Genomic DNA, 23,386 nt, shown 5'->3' on the forward strand with positions numbered 1-23,386 from the left:
CGTGGCGTGAATCACCTGATCCACTGCTCACAACGAGGCTACCTGCCGGTAGATTCAGAGCCTCCTGAACGATCAAGTCTGAAACTTGTTCTAGAATAGCGTCCCGTCGTAGTCTCGCGGGACCAGGCAGGGAGAAGGGGGCCCCAAGTGACCGCCGAGGCCAGTCAGACGGGGCCCTTCGCGGACCTCGCCGCCGACGGCGGGCGACCGCTGCGCATCGCGCTCCTCACCTACAAGGGGAACCCGTTCTGCGGCGGCCAGGGCGTCTACGTCCGCCATCTCTCCCGAGAGCTGGCCCGCCTCGGGCACCGGGTCGAGGTCATCGGCGCGCAGCCGTACCCCGTCCTCGACCGGCTCCCCGGCACCGAGGGCCGGCTGAGCCTGACCGAGCTGCCCAGCCTCGACCTGTACCGGCAGCCCGACCCCTTCCGCACCCCCGGGCGGGGCGAGTACCGCGACTGGATCGACGCCGCCGAGGTCGCCACCATGTGGACCGGCGGCTTCCCCGAACCGCTGACGTTCTCCCTGCGTGCCCGCCGCCATCTGCGCGCCCGCCGCGGCGAGTTCGACATCGTCCACGACAACCAGACGCTCGGCTACGGTCTGCTCGGCGACCTCGGCGCCCCGCTGGTCACCACGATCCACCACCCCATCACCGTCGACCGGCGGCTCGACCTGGACGCGGCCGCCACCTTCAGGCGCCGCCTGTCGGTGCGCCGCTGGTACGCCTTCACCCGCATGCAGAAGCGGGTCGCCCGCCGGCTCCCCTCCGTGCTCACCGTCTCCGGCACCTCCCGCCAGGAGATCGTCGACCACCTCGGTGTACGGCAGGACCGCATCCACGTCGTCCACATCGGCGCCGACACGGACCTGTTCTCCCCCGACCCGTCGGTGCCGGTGGTGCCGGGCCGCATCGTCACCACCTCCAGCGCGGACGTACCGCTCAAGGGGCTGGTGCACCTCGTCGAGGCGCTGGCCAAGGTGCGCACCGAGCAGCCGGACGCCCACCTCGTCGTGGTCGGCAAACGCCCCGCCGAGGGGCCCGTCGCCCAGGCCGTCGAACGGTACGGCCTCGAAGGCGCCGTCGACTTCGTCAAGGGCATCACCGACGCCGAACTCGTCGACCTGGTGCGCTCGGCCGAGGTCGCCTGCGTGCCCTCGCTGTACGAGGGCTTCTCCCTGCCCGCCGCCGAGGCCATGGCCACCGGCACCCCGCTGCTGGCCACCACCGGCGGCGCCATCCCCGAGGTCGCCGGCCGCGACGGCGAGACCTGCCTGGCGGTGCCGCCGGGCGACCCGGGCGCACTCGCCGCCGGGCTGGGCCGGCTGCTCGGCGACCCGCAACTGCGGGCCCGGCTGGGAGCGGCCGGACGCGACCGGGTGCTGAGCCGCTTCACCTGGGCGCGCGCCGCCGAGGGCACGGTGGCCCGCTACCGCGAGGCCGCCGCCCGCGCGCACGGCGCGGCCCCCGGCCCGGCCGCGCCCACCGCCACCGCACCCCCCACCACCGATGTCGGATCCGACCGCGAAAGCAGGGCCACGTGCTGACCGTCGACTTCACCCGGTTCCCGCTCGCCCCGGGCGACCGCGTCCTGGACCTCGGCTGCGGGGCCGGCCGGCACGCCTTCGAGTGCTACCGGCGCGGCGCGCGGGTCGTGGCGCTCGACCGGAACGCGGAGGAGATCCGCGAGGTCGCCACCTGGTTCGCGGCGATGCGGGAGGCCGGTGAGGCGCCGGCCGGCGCCACCGCCACCGCCATGGAGGGCGACGCGCTGGCCCTGCCGTTCCCCGACGAGTCCTTCGACGTCGTCATCATCTCCGAGGTGATGGAGCACATCCCCGACGACAAGGGCGTGCTCGCCGAGATGGTGCGCGTGCTCAGGCCGGGCGGACGGATCGCCGTCACCGTCCCGCGCCACGGACCCGAGAAGGTCTGCTGGGCCCTGTCCGACGCGTACCACGAGGTGGAGGGCGGCCACATCCGCATCTACCGGGCGGACGAACTGCTCGGGAAGATCCGCGAGGCCGGGCTGAGGCCGTACGGCACCCACCACGCACACGCGCTGCACTCCCCGTACTGGTGGCTGAAGTGCGCGTTCGGCGTCGACAACGACAGGGCGCTGCCGGTGCGCGCCTACCACAAGCTGCTGGTCTGGGACATCATGAAGAAGCCGCTGGCCACCCGGGCGGCCGAGCGGGCCCTGAACCCGCTGATCGGCAAGAGCTTCGTGGCGTACGCGACCAAGCCGCACCTGCCCGGTGCGCGGACGCCCGACGCGGCCGACCTGTCCGACGCGGCCGACCTTTCCGGCGCGGCGGACACGGCGGCGACCCGGTGACGACGCCGCGCACCCAGCACCTCGTCCTGCCCGGGGTCCTCACCGACCGGCAGGCCGCCGCGACCGTCGCCGGCATCCTCGCCGGACAGCGCGAGGACGGTGCGATCCCCTGGTTCCGGGGCCACCACCTGGACCCCTGGGACCACGTCGAGGCCGCGATGGCCCTGGACACCGCCGGCGAGCACACCGCGGCCGAACGCGCCTACACCTGGCTGGCCCGGCACCAGAACGCCGACGGCTCCTGGTACGCGGCCTACGCCGACGGGGCGTACGACGACGTCACCGACCGGACCAGGGAGAGCAACTTCGTCGCCTACGTCGCCGTGGGCGTCTGGCACCACTACCTGACCACCGGGGACGACGCGTTCCTGGACCGCATGTGGCCCACCGTCCACGCCGCCGTCGAGTTCGTGCTGCGGCTCCAGCAGCCCGGCGGGCAGATCGGCTGGCGGCGCGACGAGGACGGCACCGCCACCCGGGACGCCCTGCTCACCGGCTGCTCCTCGGTCCACCACGCGCTGCGCTGCGCGCTGGCCATCGCCGACCAGCGGGGAACCACCCAGCCCGACTGGGAGCTGGCGGCGGGTGCGCTGCGGCACGCGATCCGCCGCCACCCGGAGCGCTTCCTGGACAAGGACCGCTACTCGATGGACTGGTACTACCCCGTCCTCGGCGGCGCGCTGACCGGATCCGAGGCGGCCGACCGGCTGGCCGAGGGCTGGGACCGGTTCGTGGTGCCCGGCCTCGGCGTGCGCTGCGTGTCGCCCAACCCCTGGGTCACCGGCGGCGAGTCCGCCGAACTCGCCCTCGCGCTCTGGGCCGCGGGGGAGTCGGACCGGGCCCTGGACGTCCTGCGCTCCATCCGGCACCTGCGCGACGAGGAGTCCGGACTGTACTGGACGGGCTACGTCTTCGACGACGACGCGGTCTGGCCCCGCGAGCTGACCACCTGGACCGCCGGCTCGGTACTCCTCGCCGTCGCCGTGCTCGGCGGCCACGAGGCCACCTGCGCGGTGTTCGGCGGCCACCACCTGCCGAGGGGCCTGGACCCCGACTGCTGCGGTTGAGCCGAGTCCCGCGCGGGGGTGGTCGGCGCCCGTGCGGCGATCGAGGTCCGTGCGTGCGGGGGTGGTTGAGGCCCGTGCGGCGATCGAGGTCCGTGCGGAGGCGGTTGAGCCCGTGCGGGGCGGTCGGGGCACCTGCCGGGTCGGTTGCGCTGTGCCCGCTCGGCGAGGGCGCAGGCGCAGGCGCAGCCGCGGACCGCCGCCGCACGCGCACTGGAACGGCCCCCTGCCCTCTGCAGGGCGGGGGGCCGAGGCGGCGGGGCGGGGGTCTCAGCCGCGCTGGATGCCGGAGGTGTCCTGCAGGACGCCGCGGCGGCCGTCCTGGGTCTGCGCGACCAGGTTCGGACCGCGCTGCTCGACCGCCAGGTACCAGGTGCCGGGCGCCAGTTCGGCGATCTGCGCCGACGATCCGTCCTCCGCGAACAGCGGACGCGGCACCGGAACGGCGAACCAGAACGGGGAGAAGTCCCCGGCGGGCGCCTGCGCCGGCGCCTGCCCCTGCTGCGGACCGGGCGGAGGCTGCTGACCGGGGTAGGGTTGCTGCCCGGCCGGCGGCTGCTGACCGGGGTACGGCTGCTGCTGCGCACCCGGGTACCCGTAACCGGTGGGCTGCTGGGCCCCGTAGGGCGTGGGGGCGGACGCCTGCTGAGCCGGGAGCAGGGGCGCCTGCAGCGCGGGCAGCAGGCCGGTCGCGACGGCGGCGGCCGCGAGGACCACCGCCGCGATGAAGGCGAGGATCAGGCCCCCGCCGGCGTCGATCTGGTCCGGTACGTCGACCAGGTTCCAGAAGGTGATCCAGGCCACGAGGATCGTGAACGCCACCCCGAGGTCCGCGAGGTTCAGCCCGAGCACCTTGAGGGGCTGCGGCAGCACGCGTCCGGCCACGATGAGTCCGGCGCCGATCACTCCGCCCATGTAGGTACCGAGGCCCAGCCCGAGTGAGTCCCAGGCGCTGCCGCTGAACGCCGAGTCGTAGGTGTCGAGGAACGACGCGATGAACAGCAATACCGCTGCTCCGATCACCACGCCGTCGCCCCGAGTGAGGGAGCGGATATTCACTTCAGGTCCTTCGTCAGTCGTCTCGTCGTCGGAAGAGGCGTCGCCGTCACCGAGTCGCCGTCAGGCCCCGGTGGGAAGCGCGGGGGTGGCCCCTCATGGTACGGACGACCTTATCGTCCGTCCGACGAGGCTGCCCGCCGGGATCGGCGCGCTGACCGCTACCCGCGCAGGTACCCCGCGATGCCCTCGGAAATGCCCTGCGCCGCCTTCTGCCGCCAGGCACCGCTGGTCAGTAGTGCCGCGTCCTTGCTATCGCGCATGTTGCCGCACTCGATGAACACCTTGGGAACCGTTGACAGATTGAGACCGCCCAGGTCCTCACGTGTGACGAGCCCGGTGCCGTCGCCGACGTAGTTGGCGGGGGCGCTCCCGGTGGCCCGTACGAAGCTTCCGGCGATGCGCTCCCCGAGCACGCGTGAAGGCCCCACGATCGCACGGGTGTCGGCGGCGCCCGCGTGCACGGCGGCCGGCAGGATGACGTGGAAGCCGCGGTTGCCGGAGGCGGATCCGTCGGCGTGGATCGACACCACGGCGTCGGCGTGGGCCGCGTTCCCGATGCGGGCCCGCTCGTCGATGCACGGCCCGTACGGCCGGTCCCCGTCCTGCGTCAACTCCACCGTGGCTCCCTGCTCTTCGAGCAGATGCCGCAGGCGGTGCGCGACGTCCAGGGTGAACCGGGCCTCCGCGTAACCCGCGTTGGTGGAGGTGCCCGTGGTGTCGCACTCCTTGCGGCGGGTCCCGATGTCGACCTTCCGGTCGATCTCCGCGGTGTGCCGGGCGTTGCCCGGATTGTGCCCGGGGTCGATGACGACGACCCTTCCCGCGAGCGGTCCGGCGGCGGCGGACGGGTCCGCCGGGCCGGACGGTGCGGGCGAGGGCGCGTCGGGCTTGGCGTCCCCGGCCGCGGCCGGGGTGCCGGCGGTCGGGTTGCCCGCCGTCGCGGAGGCCGGTCCGGCCGGGCCGCGGACGTCCGCCGAGCCGCCCGGCGAGCCGACCGCCTGGTACACCGCCCACCCGAGCAGCGCTCCGGGCAGCAGCGCGGCGACCGCCACGGTCAGCGGGCCGCGCGGGAAGCGCCGGGGCGGGGACGGGTCGGGGTCCGGACCTGTGTACGACACGCGGGCCACCCTATCCGGCGCCCGCGGCCCGCACCCGCGACCGGGCCGCACGCTGCCGTGTCGCCGACGGCAGGGCGGGGCGGCGGGGTGCACACCGGCGCTCGGTCGGGCGCGCGGCGGTTTGGTGGGGCACCGGCGGCCCGGTCGGGTGCGCGGCGGCGGTCCGGCGGGGTGCGCGGCGGCGGTCCCGTGGGGGCGGGGTCCGGCCGCGGGTCCGGCGGTGGGCGTCGGCGCCCGGCGGGGTGGGCGCGGGCGGCTCCGGTGGGCGGTGCAGGCGGGTGCAGGCGGGTGCGGGCGGGTGCCGGCGGCTCCGGTGGCGCGGGCCCGCGGTGTTCAGCGGGCGTGCGCCGTGTTCAGCGAGGCCGGCGCGGTGTTCAGCGGGCCGGCGCGGTGCGCCGCAGGACGCGCAGTGAGCCGGTGGCCGCGATCTCGTCGAACGCGCCGGACGCCAGGGCCCGCAGGTAGACGCGGTACGGAGCCTGGCCGGTGAACTCGTCGGCCGGTTCGGGGAACACGTCGTGGATGGCGAGGAGGCCGCCCTCGGCGAGGTGCGGGCTCCAGCCCTCGTAGTCGGCGCCGGCGTGCTCGTCGGTGTGGCCGCCGTCGACGAAGACCAGGCCCAGCGGGCCGTTCCAGACTGCGGCGATCTGCGGGGAACGGCCGACGAGGGCGACGACGTGCTCCTCCAGGCCCGCCCGGTGCAGCGTCCTGCGGAAGGTCGGCAGCGTGTCCATCAGGCCCAGTTCCGGGTCGACGGTCTCCGGATCGTGGTAGTCCCAGCCCGGCTGCTGCTCCTCACTGCCCCGGTGGTGGTCCACGGTGAGCGCGGTGACCCCGGCCGCGCGGGCCGCGTCGGCCAGCAGGATCGTCGAACGCCCGCAGTACGTGCCGACCTCCAGCAGGGGCAGCCCCAGCCGTGCGGCCTCGGTGGCCGCCGCGTACAGCGCCAGCCCCTCGTCCGCGGGCATGAACCCCTTCGCCGCCTCGAACGCGGCCAGGATCTCGGGCTGGGGGATGGCGGGCATGGAGGGCCTTTCCGGTGCGGGGCGCGGCAGCGGCGCCCATGCTGCCGTACCCCCGGGCCGGGGCGGCGACCGGGGGTGCGGCGGCAGGTGCGGGTCAGGCGCCCACCGTCTCGTCCGGAAGCGACAGGTCCAGGCGCACCGGGCCGCCGGCACCGGAGTGGGCGGCGACGGACCCGGCCGCCTGCCGTGCGGCGGCGTCCTCCTCGGCGGAGGCGACCAGCCGCGGGCCGCGCTGCGGGCGGCTGCCGGGCAGGAACAGCGCGGCGAGCAGGCCGAGGGCGACGGCGGCCGTGGCGATCAGGAACGAGACGCGGAAACCGTGCATGGTGGGCAGCGCGACTCCGCCGACGGTGTGGGCGGTGTTCGCCAGCACCATGCCGACGACGGCGCTCGACACCGACGTGCCGATGGACCGCATCAGCGTGTTCAGGCCGTTGGCCGCGCCCGTCTCCGACGCGGGCACCGCCCCGACGATCAGGGCGGGCAGCGAGGAGTACGCGAGGCCGATGCCCGCGCCGAGGACGACCGAGGTGACGACCGTCTCCCAGGCGGCGTCCATCAGCCCGAGGCCGCCGCCGTAGCCGAGGGCGATGACGAGGAGGCCCAGGACGAGCGTGGTGCGGGGGCCGTACCGGGCGGACAGGCGGGCGTAGACGGGTGCGGTCAGCATCATGGTCAGGCCCAGCGGCGCCATGCACAGGCCCGCGACGACCATGGTCCGGCCGAGGCCGTATCCGGTGGCGGCGGGCAACTGGAGCAGCTGGGGCAGCACCAGGGACACCACGTAGAAGCTGACCCCGACCATGATCGACGCCAGGTTGGTGAGCAGCACCTCGCGGCGGGCCGTGGTGCGCAGGTCCACCAGGGGCGCGGGGACGCGCAGCTCGTACACCCCCCACAGGAAGAGGACCAGGACGGATCCGGCGAACAGGCCGAGCGTGGTGCCGGAGGCCCAGCCCCAGTCGCTGCCCTTGGTGATCGGCAGCAGGAGCAGCACCAGGCCCGCGGACAGACCGACCGCGCCGAGCAGGTCGAAGGAACCCCGGGCGCGCATCGGGGACTCGGGCACCACGAGGAGGGTGAGGCCGATGGAGAGCACGCCGAGGGCGGCGGCGCCGTAGAACAGGGCGTGCCAGTCGGAGTGCTGGGCGACCAGGGCAGCGGCGGGCAGCGCGAGGCCGCCGCCGACGCCGATCGAGGAGCTCATCAGCGCCATGGCCGAGCCGAGCCGCTCCCGCGGCAGCATGTCGCGCATCAGGCCGATGCCGAGCGGTATCGCGCCCATCGCGAAGCCCTGCAGGGTGCGCCCGGCGATCATCGTGAGCAGCTCGCTGGTCAGGGCGCTCACCAGGGCGCCGACCACCATGATCGCGAGGCTGAGGACCAGCATGCGCCGCTTGCCGTACAGGTCGCCGAGCCGACCCATGATCGGTGTGGCCACGGCTCCGGAGAGCAGCGTCGAGGTCAGCACCCAGGCGGCGTTGCTGGGCGCGGTGTCGAGCAGTCGGGGCAGGTCCTTGATGACCGGCACGAGCAGGGTCTGCATCACCGCGACCACGATGCCCGCGAAGGCGAGCACCGGGACGACGGCCCGGCCGGCTCGCGGTGCGGGCTGGTCGGTCGACGTGCGCGTCATGGGGTGGGGCCTCCAGGCCTGAAGTCGGGACGTGCAGGCAGAACCTCGTATGCACAGGCAACTATTCCGATGCTTCGGGTACCTAATGAATCCTTGACCTTCTCTTGACGGTCCGGTCCGTGCGCGGTCCGCGCCGCCGCCCTCTCCCAGTCGGCGACCGCCTTCGACCGGTTGCCTCCTTCGGCCGGTTCGGCCGGTCTGCCTCCTTCGACCGGTTGCCTGCTGCCTCTTCCGGCCGGTTGCCGCCTCCGAACCCGTCGGCCCTCCGGGGCCGTGCGACTCGCCGATCCGTCGCCCCCCCCACGGCCGGTCGATCCGTCGCCCCCCACGGCCGGTCGATCCGTCGCCCTCCACGGCCGGTCGACTCGCCGATCCGTCGGCCCTCCACGGCCCGCCGACTCGCCGGCCTGCCGGGCCCGGCAGGCCGGCGAGTCGAGAACCCGGGCCTCAGCGGGCCAGCAGGTCCTGGATCGCCGCCGAGATCTCGTCGGGTGCCTCCTCGGCCATGAAGTGCCCCGCCCGGGTCAGCCGGTGGTCCAGGTCCGGTGCCCACGCCTTCCACACCGCGGCAGCGTCGTAGCCCAACTGCGCGCCCCAGTCCTGCTGGACCACCGTCACGGGCATGGCCAGCTGCGACCCGGCGTCCAGGTCCGCCTGGTCGTGCTCGACGTCGACGCCCGCCGAGGCCCGGTAGTCGGCGACGATCGACGTCACCGCCGCGGCGCTCGCCCGCAGGTACTCGGCACGCACCTCCTCCGGCATGGCGGCCGGGTCGCCGGCCCAGGCGTCGAGGAAGGAGCCGAAGAACGCGTCCGCGCTGTTGGCGATCATCACCTCCGGGAGGCCCGGCGGCTGCGCCATGAGGAAGAGGTGGTAGCCGACCGCCGCCGAGGTGCCGTGCAGGACGTTCCACATGTCGAGCGTCGGCACGATGTCGAGGATGCCCAGGTGCGTGAGCGTCTCGGGGTGGTCCAGCCCCGCCCGGAGGGCGACCAGGGCGCCCCGGTCGTGGCCGACCAGGGCGAAGCGCTCGTGGCCGAGCGCCGCCGCCAGCGTCACGACGTCGTCGGCCATGGTGCGCTTGGCGTACGTACCCGGGCCGGTGGCCGCCGGCTTGTCACTGGCGCCGTAGCCGCGCAGGTCGGGGCAGATCACCGTGTGCTCGTCGGCGAGTCGCCCGGCGACGTGCCGCCACATCAGGTGGGTCTGCGGAAAACCGTGCAGGAGCACGAGCGGGCTGCCGCTGCCGCCGACTGCGGCGGCCAGCTCCACACCGTCCGCGCCGGGCAGGCGAAGGTGGTCGAAGCCGGGAATGGTGAGTGTCATGAAGGCCGTCCTCTCGGTTGGTGGCACCGACTCGGTTGGGGCACCGACCGCATCAGCCTGGGCGACGGCGATCAGCAGCCGATCAGCAGCCGATCAGCAGCCGATCAGCGGCCGATCAGCGGCCGATCAGCGGCCGATCGGGACGGTCGGGCGCAGCCGACGCCCGGCACGGAGGATGGGGGCATGCGAATCGACGTGCTCGGTGCCGTGCGGGCCCTCCGCGACGACGGCAGCCCGGTCGACCTGGGCGGACCCCGCCACCGTGAGGTACTCGCCCGGCTCGTCGCCGCCGAGGGGCGGATGGTCGCCACCGGCACCCTCGTCGACGACCTGTGGACCGATCCGCCGGCCCGCGCCGTGGGCGCTCTGCGTACGTTCGTCGCCGCGCTGCGCCGCGCCCTCGAACCCGACCGGCCGCCCCGCAGCCCACCCCGCGTCATCGTCACTGAAGGTCCGGGCTACGCGCTGCGCCTGCCGCGCGAGGACGTGGACGTCCACCGGTTCCAGGACACCCTGGCCCGAGCCCGGCGCGACCCCGGCGCGGTGACCGACCTCGGCACGGCACTCGCGGACTGGCGCGGACCCGCCTACGCCGACGTGACCAGCTCCCCGTGGGCGCAGCGCGAGCGGACCCGGCTGGAGGAACTGAGGTGGGAGGGGGCGGAACTGCGCGCCCGTATCCTCCTCGACTCCGGGGAGGGGGCCGAGCTCGTCGCCGAACTGGGTGCCCACGTCGCCGAGCACCCCTGGCGCGAGCCGGCCTGGGGCCTCCTCGCCCGCGCGCTGCACCGCGCCGGCCGCCGGGCCGACGCGCTGGCCACCCTGCGCCGCGCCCGCACGATGCTCGTCGACCGGCTCGGACTCGACCCCGGCGCCGAACTCCAACGCCTGGAGACCGACATCCTCAACGGGTCCGCGCCCCTCGACGGCGCCCGTACCGCGTGGACCGGCCCCGGTGTCCGGCTCGGCCCGCGCACCACCGTGGACCTGGCCCGCACCCTCGCACTGGCCGGCGGCGACGCCCTCGTCCACTCGCGGCGCGACCGCCTCACCGCCATCCGGGCGGCGGAACGCACCGGGGACCTCTCCCTGACCGCCCGGATCATCGGCGCCTACGACGTCCCCGCCGTCTGGAGCCGGGCCGACGACCCCGAGCAGACCCGCGCCGTCGTCGCGGCCGCCGAGCGCACACTCACCGCGCTCGGCCCCGACGCCCCCGCCGACCCGGCCGCCCGCCTCCTGGCCACGATCGCCGTCGAGAGCCGCGGCGCCGACCTGTCCGGGGCCGAGCAGCAGCGTGCACGGCAGGCGGCACTGCAGGCCGAGGCGATGGCACGGGACCTGGCCGATCCCGCTCTGCTGGCCTTCGCCCTCAACGGGGTGTTCCTGCAGTCCTTCCCCCGCCCCGGGCTCGCGCCGGTACGGGACCGGATCGGCGCCGAGATCCTCGACCTGGCCACCCGGCACGGGCTGCCGAACTTCGCCGTACTCGGCCGACTCGTCCGCCTCCAGTCCGCCTCGGCCCTCGGCGACCTCGACGCCGCGCACTCGCACGCCGACGCAGCCGACCGGCTCGCCGACACCACCGAGGCGCCCCTCGTCCCCGTCCTCACCGGGTGGTTCAGGGCCCGGGCGGCGGCCGCCCGCAGCACGGAACCCGGCGGACCGACCGCCGCCACCGCCGCAGCGCGCTACCGCGCCGCCGAGAGCGCCCTCCGGGCGGCCGGGATGCCGGGGCTGCACCGTGGCCTGCTCCCCCTCGCCCTCCTGGGACTGCGCCTGCTGCACGACCGGCCCGCGCCCACCGGCCCGCACCTCGACTGGGGCCCGTACCGGCCCTGGGCGCGCCCCCTGGTGCTGCTCGCCCAGGACCGGAGCGAGGAGGCCCGCACAGCCCTCGCCGCCGCACCCGAACCACCGCGCGACCACATGCAGGAGGCAATGTGGTGCCTGACCGCCCGTGCCGCCGTACGCCTCGGCGAGCGTGCCGTCGCCGCACGCGCCGGGGCCTCCCTGCGCGACGCCCGTGCCGAACACGCGGGCGCCGCCGGCGGGATGCTGACCCTGGGCCCGGTGGCGCGGTACCTGGAGGAGGCGGAGTCGTGCGCCGGAGCGGGGTGAACGACAGAGCAGCACGCGCACCGCGCGCCCGCCCCGACGCAGCCGGGACCGGACCGCCGGGGTGTTCCGGGCCTCCCATCACCGTGCGCCGCCCTCTGATCCGCGGAGTCCCTGAACCCGGGCCCACGATCCCGGGAACGGCGACACGACCAGGGCGACACGACCACGGCGATACGGCCACGGCGATACGGCCACGGCTCGAAATTCCGGTGCCAGGAGTGACAGCGGGTTGAGACCATGACACCCATGCTCGACACCGCACAGACCGCCTCCGCCGCCACCCGCTCCGCCCCGCCCACCTGGCTGGTGGTGGCGCTCGCCTGCGCCGGGCAGTTCCTCGTCGTCCTCGACGTGTCCGTGGTGAACGTCGCACTGCCCTCGATACGCACCGACCTCGGCCTCAGCGCCTCCGCACTGCAGTGGGTGGTGAACGCCTACGCCATCGCCTTCGCCGGATTCATGCTGCTCGGCGGCCGGGCCGGCGACCTGTACGGGCGCAAGCGCATGTTCCTGCTCGGGCTCGCCCTGTTCACGCTGGCCTCGCTCGGCGGCGGCCTCGCCCAGCAGGGCGGGCAGCTGCTGGCCGCGCGAGCCGTGCAGGGGCTGGGCGCGGCGGTGCTCGCGCCGTCGACGCTCACCCTGCTGACCGCCGCCGTCCCGGAGGGTGCCGCCCGGGCCCGCGCCATCGCGACCTGGACCGCGGTCGGCGCGGGCGGCGGGGCCGCCGGCGGCCTGGTCGGCGGCGTCCTGGTGGACACGCTGTCCTGGCGGTGGGTGCTCCTGATCAACGTACCGATCGGCGCGGTCGTCCTGTTCGGCGCCGCGCGCCTGCTGGCGGAGAGCCGCACCCGGCGGGCACGCCGGCTGGACCTGCCCGGCGCGGTGCTGGTGACCGCGGGCCTGGCCACGCTGGCCTACGGCATCTCGCAGACGGAGGCCCGGGGGTGGACGTCCGCGGCGACCGTGCTGCCGCTTGCCGCCGGTCTCCTCCTCGTCGCCCTCTTCCTCGCGGTGGAGGCGCGCTCGGCGGCCCCGCTGATGCCGCTGCGCCTGCTGCGGCTGCGTCCGGTGGCCTCGGCGAACGCGGCGATGCTGGTCAGCGGCTCGGCCATGTTCTGCATGTGGTTCTTCATGACCCTCTACGCCCAGAACGTGCTGGGCTACACCCCGCTGCAGGCCGGCGTCGCCCTGGTGCCCAGCTCCCTGTCCGTCGTCGCCGGCTCCAAGCTCGCGCCCCGCCTGATGCCGCTGGCCGGACCCCGCAACGTGGCGGTGCTCGGCGCGCTGGTGGCGGCGGCCGGCTTCGGCTGGCAGTCCACGATGAGCGCGGACGGCCGGTACGTCACCGGCATCATGCTGCCGGGCGTACTGATGATGCTCGGCGCCGGTCTGACCGCCACCCCGCTCGCCGCGCTCGCCACCTCCGGGGCGGCCCCGGGCGAGGCGGGTCTGGTGTCCGGACTCGTCAACACGTCACGCACCATGGGCGGTTCGCTCGGCCTGGCGGTCATGTCGACCATCGCCGCCGCCCGCACCGCGGGCGCCGCCACCCCGCAGGCGCTGACCGACGGCTACGCGCTGGCGTTCCGCACCTCCGCGGCCCTGCTGCTGGCGGGCGCGGTGCTGATGGCGCTCTGGCTGCCGCGCCGCACCGCCGCGCACTGAGACCCCGGCGGGAGCGGGCGGCCGCCGCCCGGCCCCGGTACGTCAGAGCCAGCCCTGCTGCCGTGCCTCCCGCAGGGCCTCCATGCGGTTGCGGGTGCCGGTCTTGCCGATCGCCGAGGACAGGTAGTTGCGGACGGTCGACTCCGACAGGTGGAGCCGGGTGGCGATGTCGGCGACGGTGGCGCCGTCCGCGGAGCCCTCCAGCACGTCCCGCTCCCGGGCAGTCAGCGGATTGGGGCCGGCGCTCAGCGCGGCCGCCGCGAGCGCGGGGTCGACCACCGTCTCCCCGGCCAGTACCCGGCGGATCGCCCCGGCCAGGTCCTCCACCGGCCCGTCCTTGACCATGAAGCCCGAGGCCCCGGCCTCCATGGCGCGGCGCAGGTAGCCGGGCCGGCCGAACGTGGTGAGGACGAGGACGCGGCAACCGGGCAGCCGGTCGCGGAGCTCGGCGGCGGCGTCCAGACCGCTGCGGCCCGGGAGTTCGATGTCCAGCAGGGCCACGTCCGGGCGGTGCGTGAGCGCGGTGTCCACGATCTCGTCCCCCGCGGCGACCTGGGCCACCACCTCCAGGTCCTCCTCCATGCCGAGGAGCAGGGCGAGCGCACCGCGCATCATCCCCTGGTCCTCCGCCAGGAGCACCTTCACCTGCGGCAGGGGTCGTCCGTCTGCGGGCATCTCGTCGGCCATCGGCACAGGCTACGGCCGCCGCCCCGAAAGGGCCGGGCATCCGCGGGAGAGTTCCGCGCGCCGGCATCGGAGCGGACACGCCGCCGGTTGGCGCACGTCCGCCGGAAGGCGCACGATGGTCACAGGGGGTTACTCGGCACCGTGGGCCCCGCCTGGGGCTGCGAACGGCACGAGGAGGCCGCCATGACCGGCGCCGCCGCCACGTCACGGACGCCCGACACGCTCACGCCCGGCGGCGTCCTGTCCGAGGACCATCCCTGGCGGATCCGGCTGGTGGAGCACCCGAAGCGCTTCGAGTCGTCGTACTTCAGGGCCGCAAAGCGGACGGCGCACCGGATTCTCGACGAGATGGACGACGAGGACCTGCCCTACGGACCCCGGCCCGCCGGAACCGGATACGGGGAGATGCATCACGGCGGCAGCCTGTGGGTGCGGACGCCGAGTGGCTGGCGGATGTACCGCGCCCGCGTGGGCATCGAGTGGAGCATGCAGTTCTGAGCCGATCCGTCCAGGATCGACCGGCTGCGCCGGGACGCGGCCGTACTCTTGGCGGGCTTCCCCCGGACGCTGCCCGCCCTGGCGGAACTGGGCTACGAGGAGGCCGAGGAACTGCTGCTCACGCCGATCAGGGACGCTGACGGTGTCGAGGCGTGGACCGACTCCCTCTTCAACGCGTGCGTGCCGATGAGCCGCGGGAACCACCAGGGGATCCTGCCCGCGGTGCCCGGGGAGCACCACTACCCGTGGCCCGTGAAGAGCGCGGACTTCTTCCGCTACGACGACTTCCAGCTGTGGGTGCCCCTGCCCGACGGCACGCACGGGGCCGTGGCGCCGGTGGACCGGCGGGGAGCCGGCGACGGGCATGTGCGTCTGCTGCACACGGAGGAGGGCAGCCGGGCCGCGGGCGCGGTGGCCGAGGCGCAGGAGCTCGGGCTGATGGCGGTCCTGCCCCCGAACAGCTCGGCCGCGCTGCAGGCGTTCGCCGGGCAGATCGAGCCGGGCCGGCGCACCGCGTCGGGGCCGCCGTCCGACCGCCGGGCACCCGGGAACGGCCACGGCTCCCGGGCACCCGGGAACGGCCATGGCTCCCGGGGACGTTGAGGGACGAATTCGAGAGAGGCGAGAGGCGCCATGCCGCGCAGGATCGTCATCTGCCTTGACGGAACGGGCAATCAGGTGGGTGCCCGGGATCCGACCAATGTCGTCCGGCTGTTCGAGATGCTGGAGGCGGACGACCCCGCCCGCCAGCTCGTCTACTACGACCCCGGCGTCGGCACCATGTCGTCGGCCCGGGCCCGCGGTCCGGTCGGACGCAGGCTGTCCCGGCTCTCCGGGCTCGCCTTCGGGACCGGACTGAGGACCAATCTCGCCGAGGCGTACACCTACCTCATGCAGCACTGGCAACCCGGCGACGGCGTGTACGCCTTCGGTTTCAGCCGCGGCGCCTACACCGCACGTGCGCTGGTCGGGATGCTCAACAAGCCCGGACTCATGCGACCCGGCTCCGAGAACCTCGTCCCCTACGCCGTCGCCAAGTACGCCTTCAACCACGACATCGACACGAGCGAGCGGGAAGTGGCGCGCTTCTCGCACGCGTTCTGCCGGCGCACCGAGCACGAGCCGCTGTGGGCGGAGGTCAAACGCAACAACCCGCGGCAGGTGTCCCACCACGCCCTGCCGGTCGCCTACCTCGGCGTGTGGGACACGGTGAAGGCGGCGGGCGTCCTCCGCCCGGGCACCCTGCAGTGGCCCTACACGCACCAACTCCCCAACGCCGCGCGCATCCGCCACGCCGTCTCCCTCGACGAGAAGCGGCGCCCGTTCCGCGAGTTCCCGGTGACGCGCCGTCCGGAGCCACTGCGGGAGACGGCCCGGGAGGTCTGGTTCGCCGGGGTGCACTCCGACGTCGGCGGTACCTTCCGCCACGCCGGGGACGGTCCCCTGCTGTCGACCGTCACGCTCAAGTGGATCACCGACGGTGTGGTCCAGGACCTGCTCTTCCGCCCCGGAGCCTACGCCGAAGCCTGCGCGGTGACGGAGGATTTCGCCGACGCGGCCGTTCATCCCAACGGCACGCTGTGGATCCTGTCCGGTCGGCGCTCGCGCCCCGTACCCGAGGACGCCGAACTGCACGCGAGCGTCCGGCTGCGCCGGCAACACGACCCCCGCTACCGGCCCGACCTGCCCGATCCCGCGGAGTCGGACCGCTGGGCCGACCCGGACTGGACCAAGCCCGCACCTCCGCAGACCGCTTGACGGCCCGGACGGAACGATCCGCCGGCCGGACGCCGAAGTTCCGCCGTCGGCATCCTCGCTGCCGCTGCCGCTGCCGCTGCCGCTGCCGCTGGCACTGGCAGTGACCGGCAGGTGTGCCGGGGCGGTCGGTCGCCTCGGTCGCCGCGCCGGGGGTGTCAGGCGCAGGAAGAGACCGGATGCAGGGCCGTGACCGCGCTGAGCGGCACGTCGACCACGTGGTCCTCCACCCGGAGTGCCAGAAACCCGTCGCCGCCCTCGCCCAGAGGCCCGCAGACGGTCCCGCCCACGGTGCTCACCAGGACGAGGCTCCGTGCCGCGCCGCCCGCGCCGTCCGCCGTGGCGGGCCACCAGGATGCCGCCGTCGACAGAGCAAGCAGCGCGACGGCCACGAAGGTCAGGACGATTCCGGTGCGCAGGGCACGACCCGCTCGCCGGGAAGCGGCCGGGCGGGCCTCGCCCCGGTACAGCGGCCAGGCGGCGAAGCCGACGAAGAGGACCGCGCAGCAGGCGATGCCCAGGGCGCTCAGCGCCAGTACGGCACTGGCCACCTGGATACCCCGCGGGGCCTGCGCCGGGCCGCTGTCCTTCAGCACGCCGCACAGTCCGACGAAGCCGAGGAACGGCCAACTGGACGCCCTGCCATCCCCTGGCGCTTGCGCGCAGGTCGCCCGGGGCCGGGGCACCCTCCTGCGGAGCATCGCTCGTCATGCCGTCAGCCTCCTCCCGTCGGTTCGATCCTGGCGGATGGGCTTCCCTCGTCGCGGCAACCGGTCCGGGCCGGCTGCTCTCTTCACCCGCAGGTACCAGCGGGGGGAGAGACCGGGTGCGCCCCGGGTCCGGTCGGCCCGTCCGCCGAATCCGGACCTTCCGTACGTCTTGACGGCCCCCGGATTCCGGAAAACAATCACTTCGGCTTTACCCCGACCGCTTTTGCGAATCGGGAGCCGAATGCACCCCGCAATTGTTCGACATCTCGACCGGATTGAAGTTCGGTATTTCGATCGAACGCCGTCCGGAATCTCGAACAGCATCGGTCCTTCCGATGCCCGTACTGCCCCACCAGAAACGGAAGAAGGTGCACCCGTGTCCACACCACCCCCGCGCCGGCGGCCCCGCGGCGCGAGAAGCGCGGTCCTGGCCGTGCTGTCGGCGTTCGTCACCGTGCTCGCGCTCGCCGTCGGCATCGCGCAGGCGCAGGCCGCGAGTTCCCTGCCCTGCGACGTCTACGGCGCCGCGGGCACCCCCTGCGTCGCCGCGCACAGCCTGGTCCGCGCGCTGTACGCCTCGTACGGCGGGCCGCTCTACCAGGTGCGGCGCGCCTCCGACGGGGCCACCCGGGACATCGGCCTGCTGTCCGCCGGAGGATACGCCGACGCCGCCGCCCAGGACTCCTTCTGCACCGGCACGACCTGCATCATCACCGAGATCTACGACCAGTCCCCGCGCCACAACGACCTCACGGTCGAGGGCGCCGGCGGGGCCGGCGCGGCCGACGTCGGGGCGCCCGCGGACGCGCTGCCGGTGACCGTCGGCGGACACCAGGTCTACGGGCTCGAGATCTCCGCCGGCATGGGCTACCGGGACGACTCCACCTCCGGCGTCGCCGTGAACGGGCAGCCCGAGGGCATGTACATGGTGACCTCCGGCACCCACGTCAACGGCCGCTGCTGCTTCGACTACGGCAACGCCGAGACCAACAACCTGGACACCGGCAACGGCCACATGGACGCGATCAACTTCGGTACCGAGTGCTGGTTCTCGCCGTGCTACGGGCAGGGCCCCTGGGTCCAGGCCGACCTGGAGAACGGGTTGTTCCAGTCCGATTCCGGCTACAGCAAGAACACCTCGAACACCGGCACCGGACCGCTTCCGTTCGTGACCGCGCTCCTGAAGAACAACGGCCGGAACCATTTCGCGCTGAAACAGGGAAACGCCCGGTCCGGCGGCCTCACCACGACCTATTCCGGCCCCGAACCGGACATCAACGGCGGCGGATACTCGCCCATGCAGCAGGAGGGCGCCATCGTCCTCGGCACCGGCGGCGACAACAGCAACGGATCCATCGGGTCCTTCTTCGAGGGCGTCATGACCGCCGGCATCCCCTCGGACGCCGCCGACGACGCCGTGCAGGCCGACATCGTCGCCGCCGGCTACGGCGGCCCCACCGGCTCGACCGGAACGCTCGCCCCCGGCTCGGAGATCTCCCTGCGCGCGACCACGCCCTGCTGCACCGGCGACTACCTGCGCCACCAGGACGACGCGGCCGTCATCTCGCCGATCACCTCCGGCAGTTCCACCGTCGACCGGAACGACGCCACCTGGATCGTCCGCCGCGGCCTCGCGGACGCCTCCTGCGTCTCCTTCGAGTCACGCAACTACCCGGGCGACTACCTGCGCCACTCCGACTTCCGGCTCTACCGGCAACCCACGGACGGCACCCCGCTGTTCCGAGCCGACGCCACGTTCTGCCCGACGGCGGGCAAGAGCGGCACCGGGACGTCGTTCGCCTCGTACAACTACCCGTCCCGCTACCTGCGGCACTACGACTACGACGTCTACCTCGCCAGCGACGGCGGCTCGCACACCTTCGACAGCTCCACCCTCTGGACCGACGACGTGAGCTGGGCCGTCAGCGCCCCCTGGGCGCCGTAACCCGGTCCCGGGACGCCGTGGCCCCGGTCGCCGCCAACGCGGTCGGGAGCGGTGCGGGCGCCGGCCCGGCGGGCGGCCCCCCGTCCTCCACGGGCAGTTCCGCGGTGACCGTGAAACCGCGCGGCGACGGGCCGGCGCGCAGCGAGCCGCCCGCCGCCGCGAGGCGCTCCGCGAGGCCCGCGAGCCCGGTGCCGCCGCCCGCCGGGTCGGCGGTACCGCTCGGGTTCGTGGCAACGCTCGGGTCCGCGGCACTGCTCGGGCCCGCGGTACCGCTCGGGTTCGTGGCCACGCTCGGGTCTGCCCCGTTGTCGGCCACGGTGAGGCGGGCCCGTTCGGGCGTGCCGTCGACGGTGATCTCGCAGCGGCTCGCCGTGCTGTGCCGCACCACGTTGGTGACCGCCTCGCGCACCACCCAGCCCAGCAGCGCCGCGGTCCGGGGGGCCGGCGGCGGCCCCGACTGCCGTACGGAGGGTTCGACTCCGGCGGCGGTCAGGGCCGAGCGGGCCCGGTCGAGTTCCGTGGTCAGGGTCCCCTCGCGGTAGCCGGTGACCGCCTCGCGGATCTCCGTGAGCGCCTGGCGGCCGACGGACTCGATGTCGGAGACCTGGACCAGCGCCGCGTCCAGGTCGCGGGCGGCCAGGCGGCGGGCCGCCTCCGACTTCACCACGATGACCGACAGCGTGTGGCCCAGCAGGTCGTGCAGGTCGCGGGAGAAGCGCAGCCGCTCCTTCTCCACCGCGCGGTGGGCGAGTTCCTCGCGTGCGGCGCGCAGCTCGCGCACGGCCTCGGACAGCGACAGGATGGCCGCGGTCACCATCGTCGAGATCCAGGTCGCGTAGCCGATGCCGATGCCGTCCCAGCCCTCGTGGAAGCAGGAGACCGCGAGGGCCAGCAGCATCACTCCCGTGCTCGTGGCCCGCAGCCGCGGCCCGCGCATGACGGCTCCCGTCGCGAGGCCGAGCAGCGGGAAGAACATCAGCCAGCTGCCGCCGTAGCCGATGGCGAGTCCGCAGGTCACCAGAGCCAGCAGGACCAGCGCCGCACGGGTGGAGGCCGCCCCGCGGCACGTCCGGTCGAAGGCGCGGAAGGACACGTAGACGTAGAGGGAGTTGAAGGCCAGCAGGCCCAGGCTGCCGATCCACGGATTGGGAGCCTCGCCCCGGAAGATGTTGGAGAAGGCGCCCATCCCCATGAGCAGCCAGGGCAGCAGCGTGAAGCCGCTGAACGGCGGTCCCGGTTCCTCCTCGGCCGCCTTCGCCGCCTGCTCGTCGCGACACTCCTCGGCCCGTACCCGGTCCGCCCGCCCCGCCCGGTGCGCCTGCAGCCGGGCCGCCGCCCGGCGCGGCACGCTCCTCAGCCGTTCCACCGTTCCACCGTTCCCGCCCCCGATCGGAGGCCTCGGTCGTTCCCGCGCTTCTCGAGGATGGCATGCGCGGGCCCCGCGGCGGCAGGTCCGCCCGTCCTCCCTGCGGCAGGACAAATGTCATGGGCGTGCGGCGTTGCGAGACCCGTCGCACGGTTCCCCCGGGCTCCCGCCGTGGCCGGGCTCCCGTCCGGCCCGGGTTACCGCCCCGCCCGGGTTACCGCCCCGCGCGGGCGCTCGGCTATACAGCCGTATGCCCATCGACGCAGCCGCGGCACTCGCCGCCCCGCCCCGCACCGGCACGATCTCCTGGAGCCCCGGGGACGTCCAGCTCTACCACCTCGGCGTCGGTGCCGGCCGCCCCGCCACCGACCCCGGCGAACTGCGCTACGTCCTGGAGGACCGGCTGCACGTCCTGCCGAGTTTCGCCACCGTCGCGGGCCGCGGGGAGCCCGGGGTGATCCGCGCGCTGTCGATGCCGGGCGTGCACGTCGACCTGGCCCGCGTGCTGCACGCCGGGCAGTCGCTGACCGTGCACCGAGCCATCCCGGCGCGGGGTACCGCGCGGGTCACCGACCGGATCGCCGCCGTGCACGACCGGGGCGGGGCGGCGGTCCTGGTACTGCGCACCGAGGCCGCCGACGCGGACGGGCCGCTCTGGAGCGAGGAGGCCCGCATCCACGTGCGCGGGGAGGGCGGCCGGGGCGGCGATCCCGGACCGCGCCGCCCGGCCGCCCCGCTCGCCGGGCAGCCGGACCTGACCGTGGAACGCGCGATCCGCGAGGACCAAGCCCTGCTGTACCGGCTCTCCGGCGACCGCAACCCCCTGCACGCCGACCCCGGGTTCGCCCGGCGCGCCGGGTTCGGCCGCCCCGTGCTGCACGGCCTGTGCACCTACGGCATGGTGCTGAAAGCCGTCGTCGACACGCGGCTCGGCGGCGAGGTGACCCGGGTCGAGGAGTACCGCACGCGGTTCGCCGGCGTCGTGTACCCGGGGGAGACCCTCCGCATCCGCATGTGGCACCCGGCCGGCCCCGCAGGTACGGCCGACACGGCCGGTCCCGCCGATGCGCCCGACCCCGCGGATACGGCTGCCCGGCCCGCCGGTTCCGCCGCGCCGGAGGGCCGCTCCATTGCCGACGGCAGCGCCGCCCACCGTGCCGCGCCGTGCGGCCCGTCCGCGTGCCCGGGTTCCGTGCGGGTCGCGGTCACCGCCGTCGAACGGGACGACGCGCCGGTCCTCGCCGACACCGTCGTCCGGTACCGCTGAACGCGCCCCCTCGTGCTGAACGCGCCCCCTCGTGCTGAACGCGACCTTCCGCGGAACGCACCTCCGGCTCTCAACGCCTCGTGCGCACTTGTCGCTGAACGTCCTCGTGCGCGCTCCCGCCGAACGCCCCGCCCGCCGGACACCGACCGCGGCCGAACACGCCGACGGCCCCGCCCGTTGATCGGTTGATCCGGGCGGGGCCGTCGGTCAGACGTACCGGGGGGCGGTCAGGCAGCCCGCTCGGCGGGCTGCTCCGCGGGCTTGCGGTGACGGCCCCGGGGGGCCGTCTCGCCCTCCTGCGTGGAGACTGCTCCCCGGTGCCGGCCGTGCCCGGCGTCCACCTCGGTGCCGGTGGCCTGCGGCTGGGTCGTGCTGGCGTTGCTCATCGGATGAATTCACCCCGTCGACATGATCTTTCCAATAGCCGGGCGAGTCTAACCGGCCCACTGCGGGCCGAATCCAGCCGCACACGCCAACTGGGATTACTTCGTTACAAGTCGGTCCAGTGGGGCCTGCTGCAGCGGTACCGGACGCGGTGCGGCGGGCTCCGCGGCCGGGGTCCGGGACTCCGCCGCACCTGAGTTCGCGGGTACCCCCTTGTCGGCGAACTCAACCTGCTCCGGCGGGAGTTCGGCAGCGGTCCGCTCCTGCTCCTGCACCTGCTCCGTCCCCGTCCGGTGTGCCCCTCCGAGTGGGGGCGGAGCAATCCGCGCCACCCCGCACGGCTCCTCCGCGGTGGCGTACGGCAGCCGCAGTTCGCCGCCCGGTGTGCAGCGCCCGGCGCCCGCCAACCAGCCCTGCGGTGACACGAACTGATGCAGTTGCCGTTCCACCGGCCGCCACACGCCCAGCCAGCTCCCGGACGGCCCGTCGATGCGCAACGCCACCGCACAGCTCTCCGGTGCCAGCACCTGTGCCGGCTGGATCGCGAACGGCGACACCCGGCAGTCGGGCAGCCGCAGGCAGCCCGGGAAACGGACCGGGAGCGTGCTGCCCAGGACGCCCCAGCCCAGCCGCGGCAGCCCCGGCGAGGGTGCGTCCGAGGCGATCAGCAGGAGCCCGCTGTCGGGATCGGCGAGCAGCAGCCGGTCGTCGCTCTCCTCGGCGATCTGCAGCAACGGGGAGACCTCGCCGCCCCGTTCCAGGTCCACCACCACCGTCTTGGTGCGCCCGTCGGTCTCCCGGTCCAGTGCCAGTATCCGGCCCGCGCCGTCCAGCCAGGCCCCGCCCGAGCAGCGCCCGGGCACCTCCGCCAGCCGCTCGGGCCCGAAGGCGCCTCCCGTCACCAGCCACACCTCGGTCGAGTGCGGGCCGGCGGCGAGGGCGTAGGCGCGGGCACCGCAGGGGGCCGGGGGCAGCAGCCGCAGCCGGCCCCCGTCGCCCGGACCGCCGGGGTGCTCGACCGCGCCGAGCGGGAGTTCGCCGGTGCCGGGTCCGGTCGGGTACAGCAGGGAGAAGGCGTGCCGGCCGGCGGAGAACCGGCGGATCAGCACCCGCCCGTCGCCCATCGGCTGCACCTCGGTGCCGGGTTCCTCGGGCTGGTTGCCGTGCAGGGGGACGGCGTAGGGCTCGGGGCCGTCGAGGGTCCAGCGTTCGGGGAACAGGGACTCGCCGTCCCCGGCGAGGCGTGCGGCGTAACCGCCGTCCCTCGTGATCACACAGCCGGGCCGTGGGGAGAAGCCGTCCCGGTCCTCCCTGGCGGGCTCGATCGCGCAGGCCGTCATAGTTCGGTCACCTCCGGCGACGAAGCTAGTTTTCGTACGCGCGGGCGGGGGACCGGCTGCCGGCGGCTTCACACATAAGGG

The 23,386-nt window shown here is 74.5% G+C and carries 18 protein-coding genes and 1 pseudogene; 9 read left to right on the forward strand and 10 right to left on the reverse strand.

Annotation, left to right across the window (positions count from 1 at the left end; translation table 11 throughout):
• Nucleotides 1-147 precede the first annotated feature (147 nt).
• From ACL02U_RS02335 to ACL02U_RS02345, 3 genes are read left to right on the forward strand one after another with little or no spacing between them, the layout of a single operon-like run.
• Complete coding sequence (locus ACL02U_RS02335; protein WP_412788874.1) at nucleotides 148-1,548, forward strand: glycosyltransferase family 4 protein; 1,401 nt, start codon at nucleotides 148-150, stop codon at nucleotides 1,546-1,548.
• A complete protein-coding gene (locus ACL02U_RS02340) occupies nucleotides 1,542-2,339 on the forward strand; it encodes a class I SAM-dependent methyltransferase (protein ID WP_412788875.1) in 798 nt (265 codons plus the stop codon). Before ACL02U_RS02335 ends, ACL02U_RS02340 begins: the two co-directional genes overlap by 7 nt.
• Entirely contained in the window at nucleotides 2,336-3,406 is a 1,071-nt protein-coding gene (locus ACL02U_RS02345) for a prenyltransferase (protein ID WP_412788876.1), read from the forward strand. Before ACL02U_RS02340 ends, ACL02U_RS02345 begins: the two co-directional genes overlap by 4 nt.
• Nucleotides 3,407-3,673: 267 nt before the next feature.
• Here the strand turns inward: ACL02U_RS02345 and ACL02U_RS02350 are convergent, their stop codons facing one another.
• The 5 genes from ACL02U_RS02350 to ACL02U_RS02370 all read right to left on the reverse strand — a co-directional run bounded on the left by ACL02U_RS02350 (nucleotide 3,674) and on the right by ACL02U_RS02370 (nucleotide 9,567).
• On the reverse strand, nucleotides 3,674-4,462 hold the full coding sequence (locus tag ACL02U_RS02350) for a hypothetical protein (RefSeq protein WP_412788877.1): 789 nt from the start codon (nucleotides 4,460-4,462) through the stop codon (nucleotides 3,674-3,676).
• Between the two features lie 158 nt (nucleotides 4,463-4,620).
• Nucleotides 4,621-5,580: an N-acetylmuramoyl-L-alanine amidase gene (locus ACL02U_RS02355; RefSeq protein WP_412788878.1), complete on the reverse strand. Its 960-nt coding sequence runs from the start codon at nucleotides 5,578-5,580 to the stop codon at nucleotides 4,621-4,623.
• Nucleotides 5,581-5,954: 374 nt separating this feature from the next.
• On the reverse strand, nucleotides 5,955-6,605 hold the full coding sequence (locus ACL02U_RS02360) for a class I SAM-dependent methyltransferase (RefSeq protein ID WP_412788879.1): 651 nt from the start codon (nucleotides 6,603-6,605) through the stop codon (nucleotides 5,955-5,957).
• A gap of 94 nt (nucleotides 6,606-6,699) precedes the next feature.
• On the reverse strand, nucleotides 6,700-8,241 hold the full coding sequence (locus ACL02U_RS02365) for an MFS transporter (protein ID WP_412788880.1): 1,542 nt from the start codon (nucleotides 8,239-8,241) through the stop codon (nucleotides 6,700-6,702).
• 447 nt (nucleotides 8,242-8,688) lie between these two features.
• Nucleotides 8,689-9,567 carry an alpha/beta fold hydrolase gene (locus tag ACL02U_RS02370; RefSeq protein WP_412788881.1) on the reverse strand — a complete coding sequence of 293 codons (879 nt, stop codon included), beginning with the start codon at nucleotides 9,565-9,567 and terminating at the stop codon, nucleotides 8,689-8,691.
• Between the two features lie 183 nt (nucleotides 9,568-9,750).
• Here ACL02U_RS02370 and ACL02U_RS02375 point away from each other — a divergent pair, with 183 nt between their 5' ends.
• Nucleotides 9,751-11,688 (forward strand): BTAD domain-containing putative transcriptional regulator, encoded by a 1,938-nt coding sequence (locus ACL02U_RS02375; protein WP_412788882.1) that lies wholly within the window; start codon nucleotides 9,751-9,753, stop codon nucleotides 11,686-11,688.
• 237 nt (nucleotides 11,689-11,925) lie between these two features.
• Nucleotides 11,926-13,353, forward strand: coding sequence for an MFS transporter (locus ACL02U_RS02380; protein WP_412788883.1), 1,428 nt, complete (start codon nucleotides 11,926-11,928; stop codon nucleotides 13,351-13,353).
• Nucleotides 13,354-13,395: 42 nt separating this feature from the next.
• On the opposite strand, the gene ACL02U_RS02385 is transcribed toward ACL02U_RS02380, so the two are convergent.
• Complete coding sequence (locus tag ACL02U_RS02385; RefSeq protein ID WP_412788884.1) at nucleotides 13,396-14,040, reverse strand: response regulator; 645 nt, start codon at nucleotides 14,038-14,040, stop codon at nucleotides 13,396-13,398.
• A 183-nt stretch (nucleotides 14,041-14,223) separates the two neighbouring features.
• Between ACL02U_RS02385 and ACL02U_RS02390 the strand changes: the two are divergent.
• A pseudogene (locus tag ACL02U_RS02390) lies at nucleotides 14,224-15,141 on the forward strand (DUF6424 family protein).
• Nucleotides 15,142-15,171: 30 nt separating this feature from the next.
• Nucleotides 15,172-16,296 carry a DUF2235 domain-containing protein gene (locus ACL02U_RS02395; RefSeq protein ID WP_412788885.1) on the forward strand — a complete coding sequence of 375 codons (1,125 nt, stop codon included), beginning with the start codon at nucleotides 15,172-15,174 and terminating at the stop codon, nucleotides 16,294-16,296.
• A 155-nt stretch (nucleotides 16,297-16,451) separates the two neighbouring features.
• Here ACL02U_RS02395 and ACL02U_RS02400 read toward each other — a convergent pair whose 3' ends face one another.
• The gene (locus ACL02U_RS02400; protein WP_412788886.1) at nucleotides 16,452-16,889 is read right to left on the reverse strand and encodes a hypothetical protein; all 438 of its coding nucleotides are present in this window, start codon (nucleotides 16,887-16,889) and stop codon (nucleotides 16,452-16,454) included.
• Between the two features lie 490 nt (nucleotides 16,890-17,379).
• Here ACL02U_RS02400 and ACL02U_RS02405 point away from each other — a divergent pair, with 490 nt between their 5' ends.
• Nucleotides 17,380-18,948 carry an alpha-L-arabinofuranosidase B gene (locus ACL02U_RS02405; protein ID WP_412788887.1) on the forward strand — a complete coding sequence of 523 codons (1,569 nt, stop codon included), beginning with the start codon at nucleotides 17,380-17,382 and terminating at the stop codon, nucleotides 18,946-18,948.
• Here the strand turns inward: ACL02U_RS02405 and ACL02U_RS02410 are convergent.
• Nucleotides 18,926-20,314, reverse strand: coding sequence for a sensor histidine kinase (locus ACL02U_RS02410; RefSeq protein ID WP_412788888.1), 1,389 nt, complete (start codon nucleotides 20,312-20,314; stop codon nucleotides 18,926-18,928). The two genes, ACL02U_RS02405 and ACL02U_RS02410, sit on opposite strands and share 23 nt — an antisense overlap.
• A gap of 250 nt (nucleotides 20,315-20,564) precedes the next feature.
• Here ACL02U_RS02410 and ACL02U_RS02415 point away from each other — a divergent pair, with 250 nt between their 5' ends.
• On the forward strand, nucleotides 20,565-21,581 hold the full coding sequence (locus ACL02U_RS02415) for a MaoC/PaaZ C-terminal domain-containing protein (RefSeq protein ID WP_412788889.1): 1,017 nt from the start codon (nucleotides 20,565-20,567) through the stop codon (nucleotides 21,579-21,581).
• A 227-nt stretch (nucleotides 21,582-21,808) separates the two neighbouring features.
• Here ACL02U_RS02415 and ACL02U_RS02420 read toward each other — a convergent pair whose 3' ends face one another.
• Nucleotides 21,809-21,967 (reverse strand): hypothetical protein, encoded by a 159-nt coding sequence (locus ACL02U_RS02420; protein WP_412788890.1) that lies wholly within the window; start codon nucleotides 21,965-21,967, stop codon nucleotides 21,809-21,811.
• Between the two features lie 96 nt (nucleotides 21,968-22,063).
• Nucleotides 22,064-23,305 carry a hypothetical protein gene (locus ACL02U_RS02425; protein WP_412788891.1) on the reverse strand — a complete coding sequence of 414 codons (1,242 nt, stop codon included), beginning with the start codon at nucleotides 23,303-23,305 and terminating at the stop codon, nucleotides 22,064-22,066.
• Nucleotides 23,306-23,386 lie beyond the last annotated feature (81 nt).

The organism is Streptomyces sp. MS06 (assembly GCF_047200655.1).
In the GTDB taxonomy this organism is placed as follows: Bacteria; Actinomycetota; Actinomycetes; order Streptomycetales; family Streptomycetaceae; genus Streptomyces.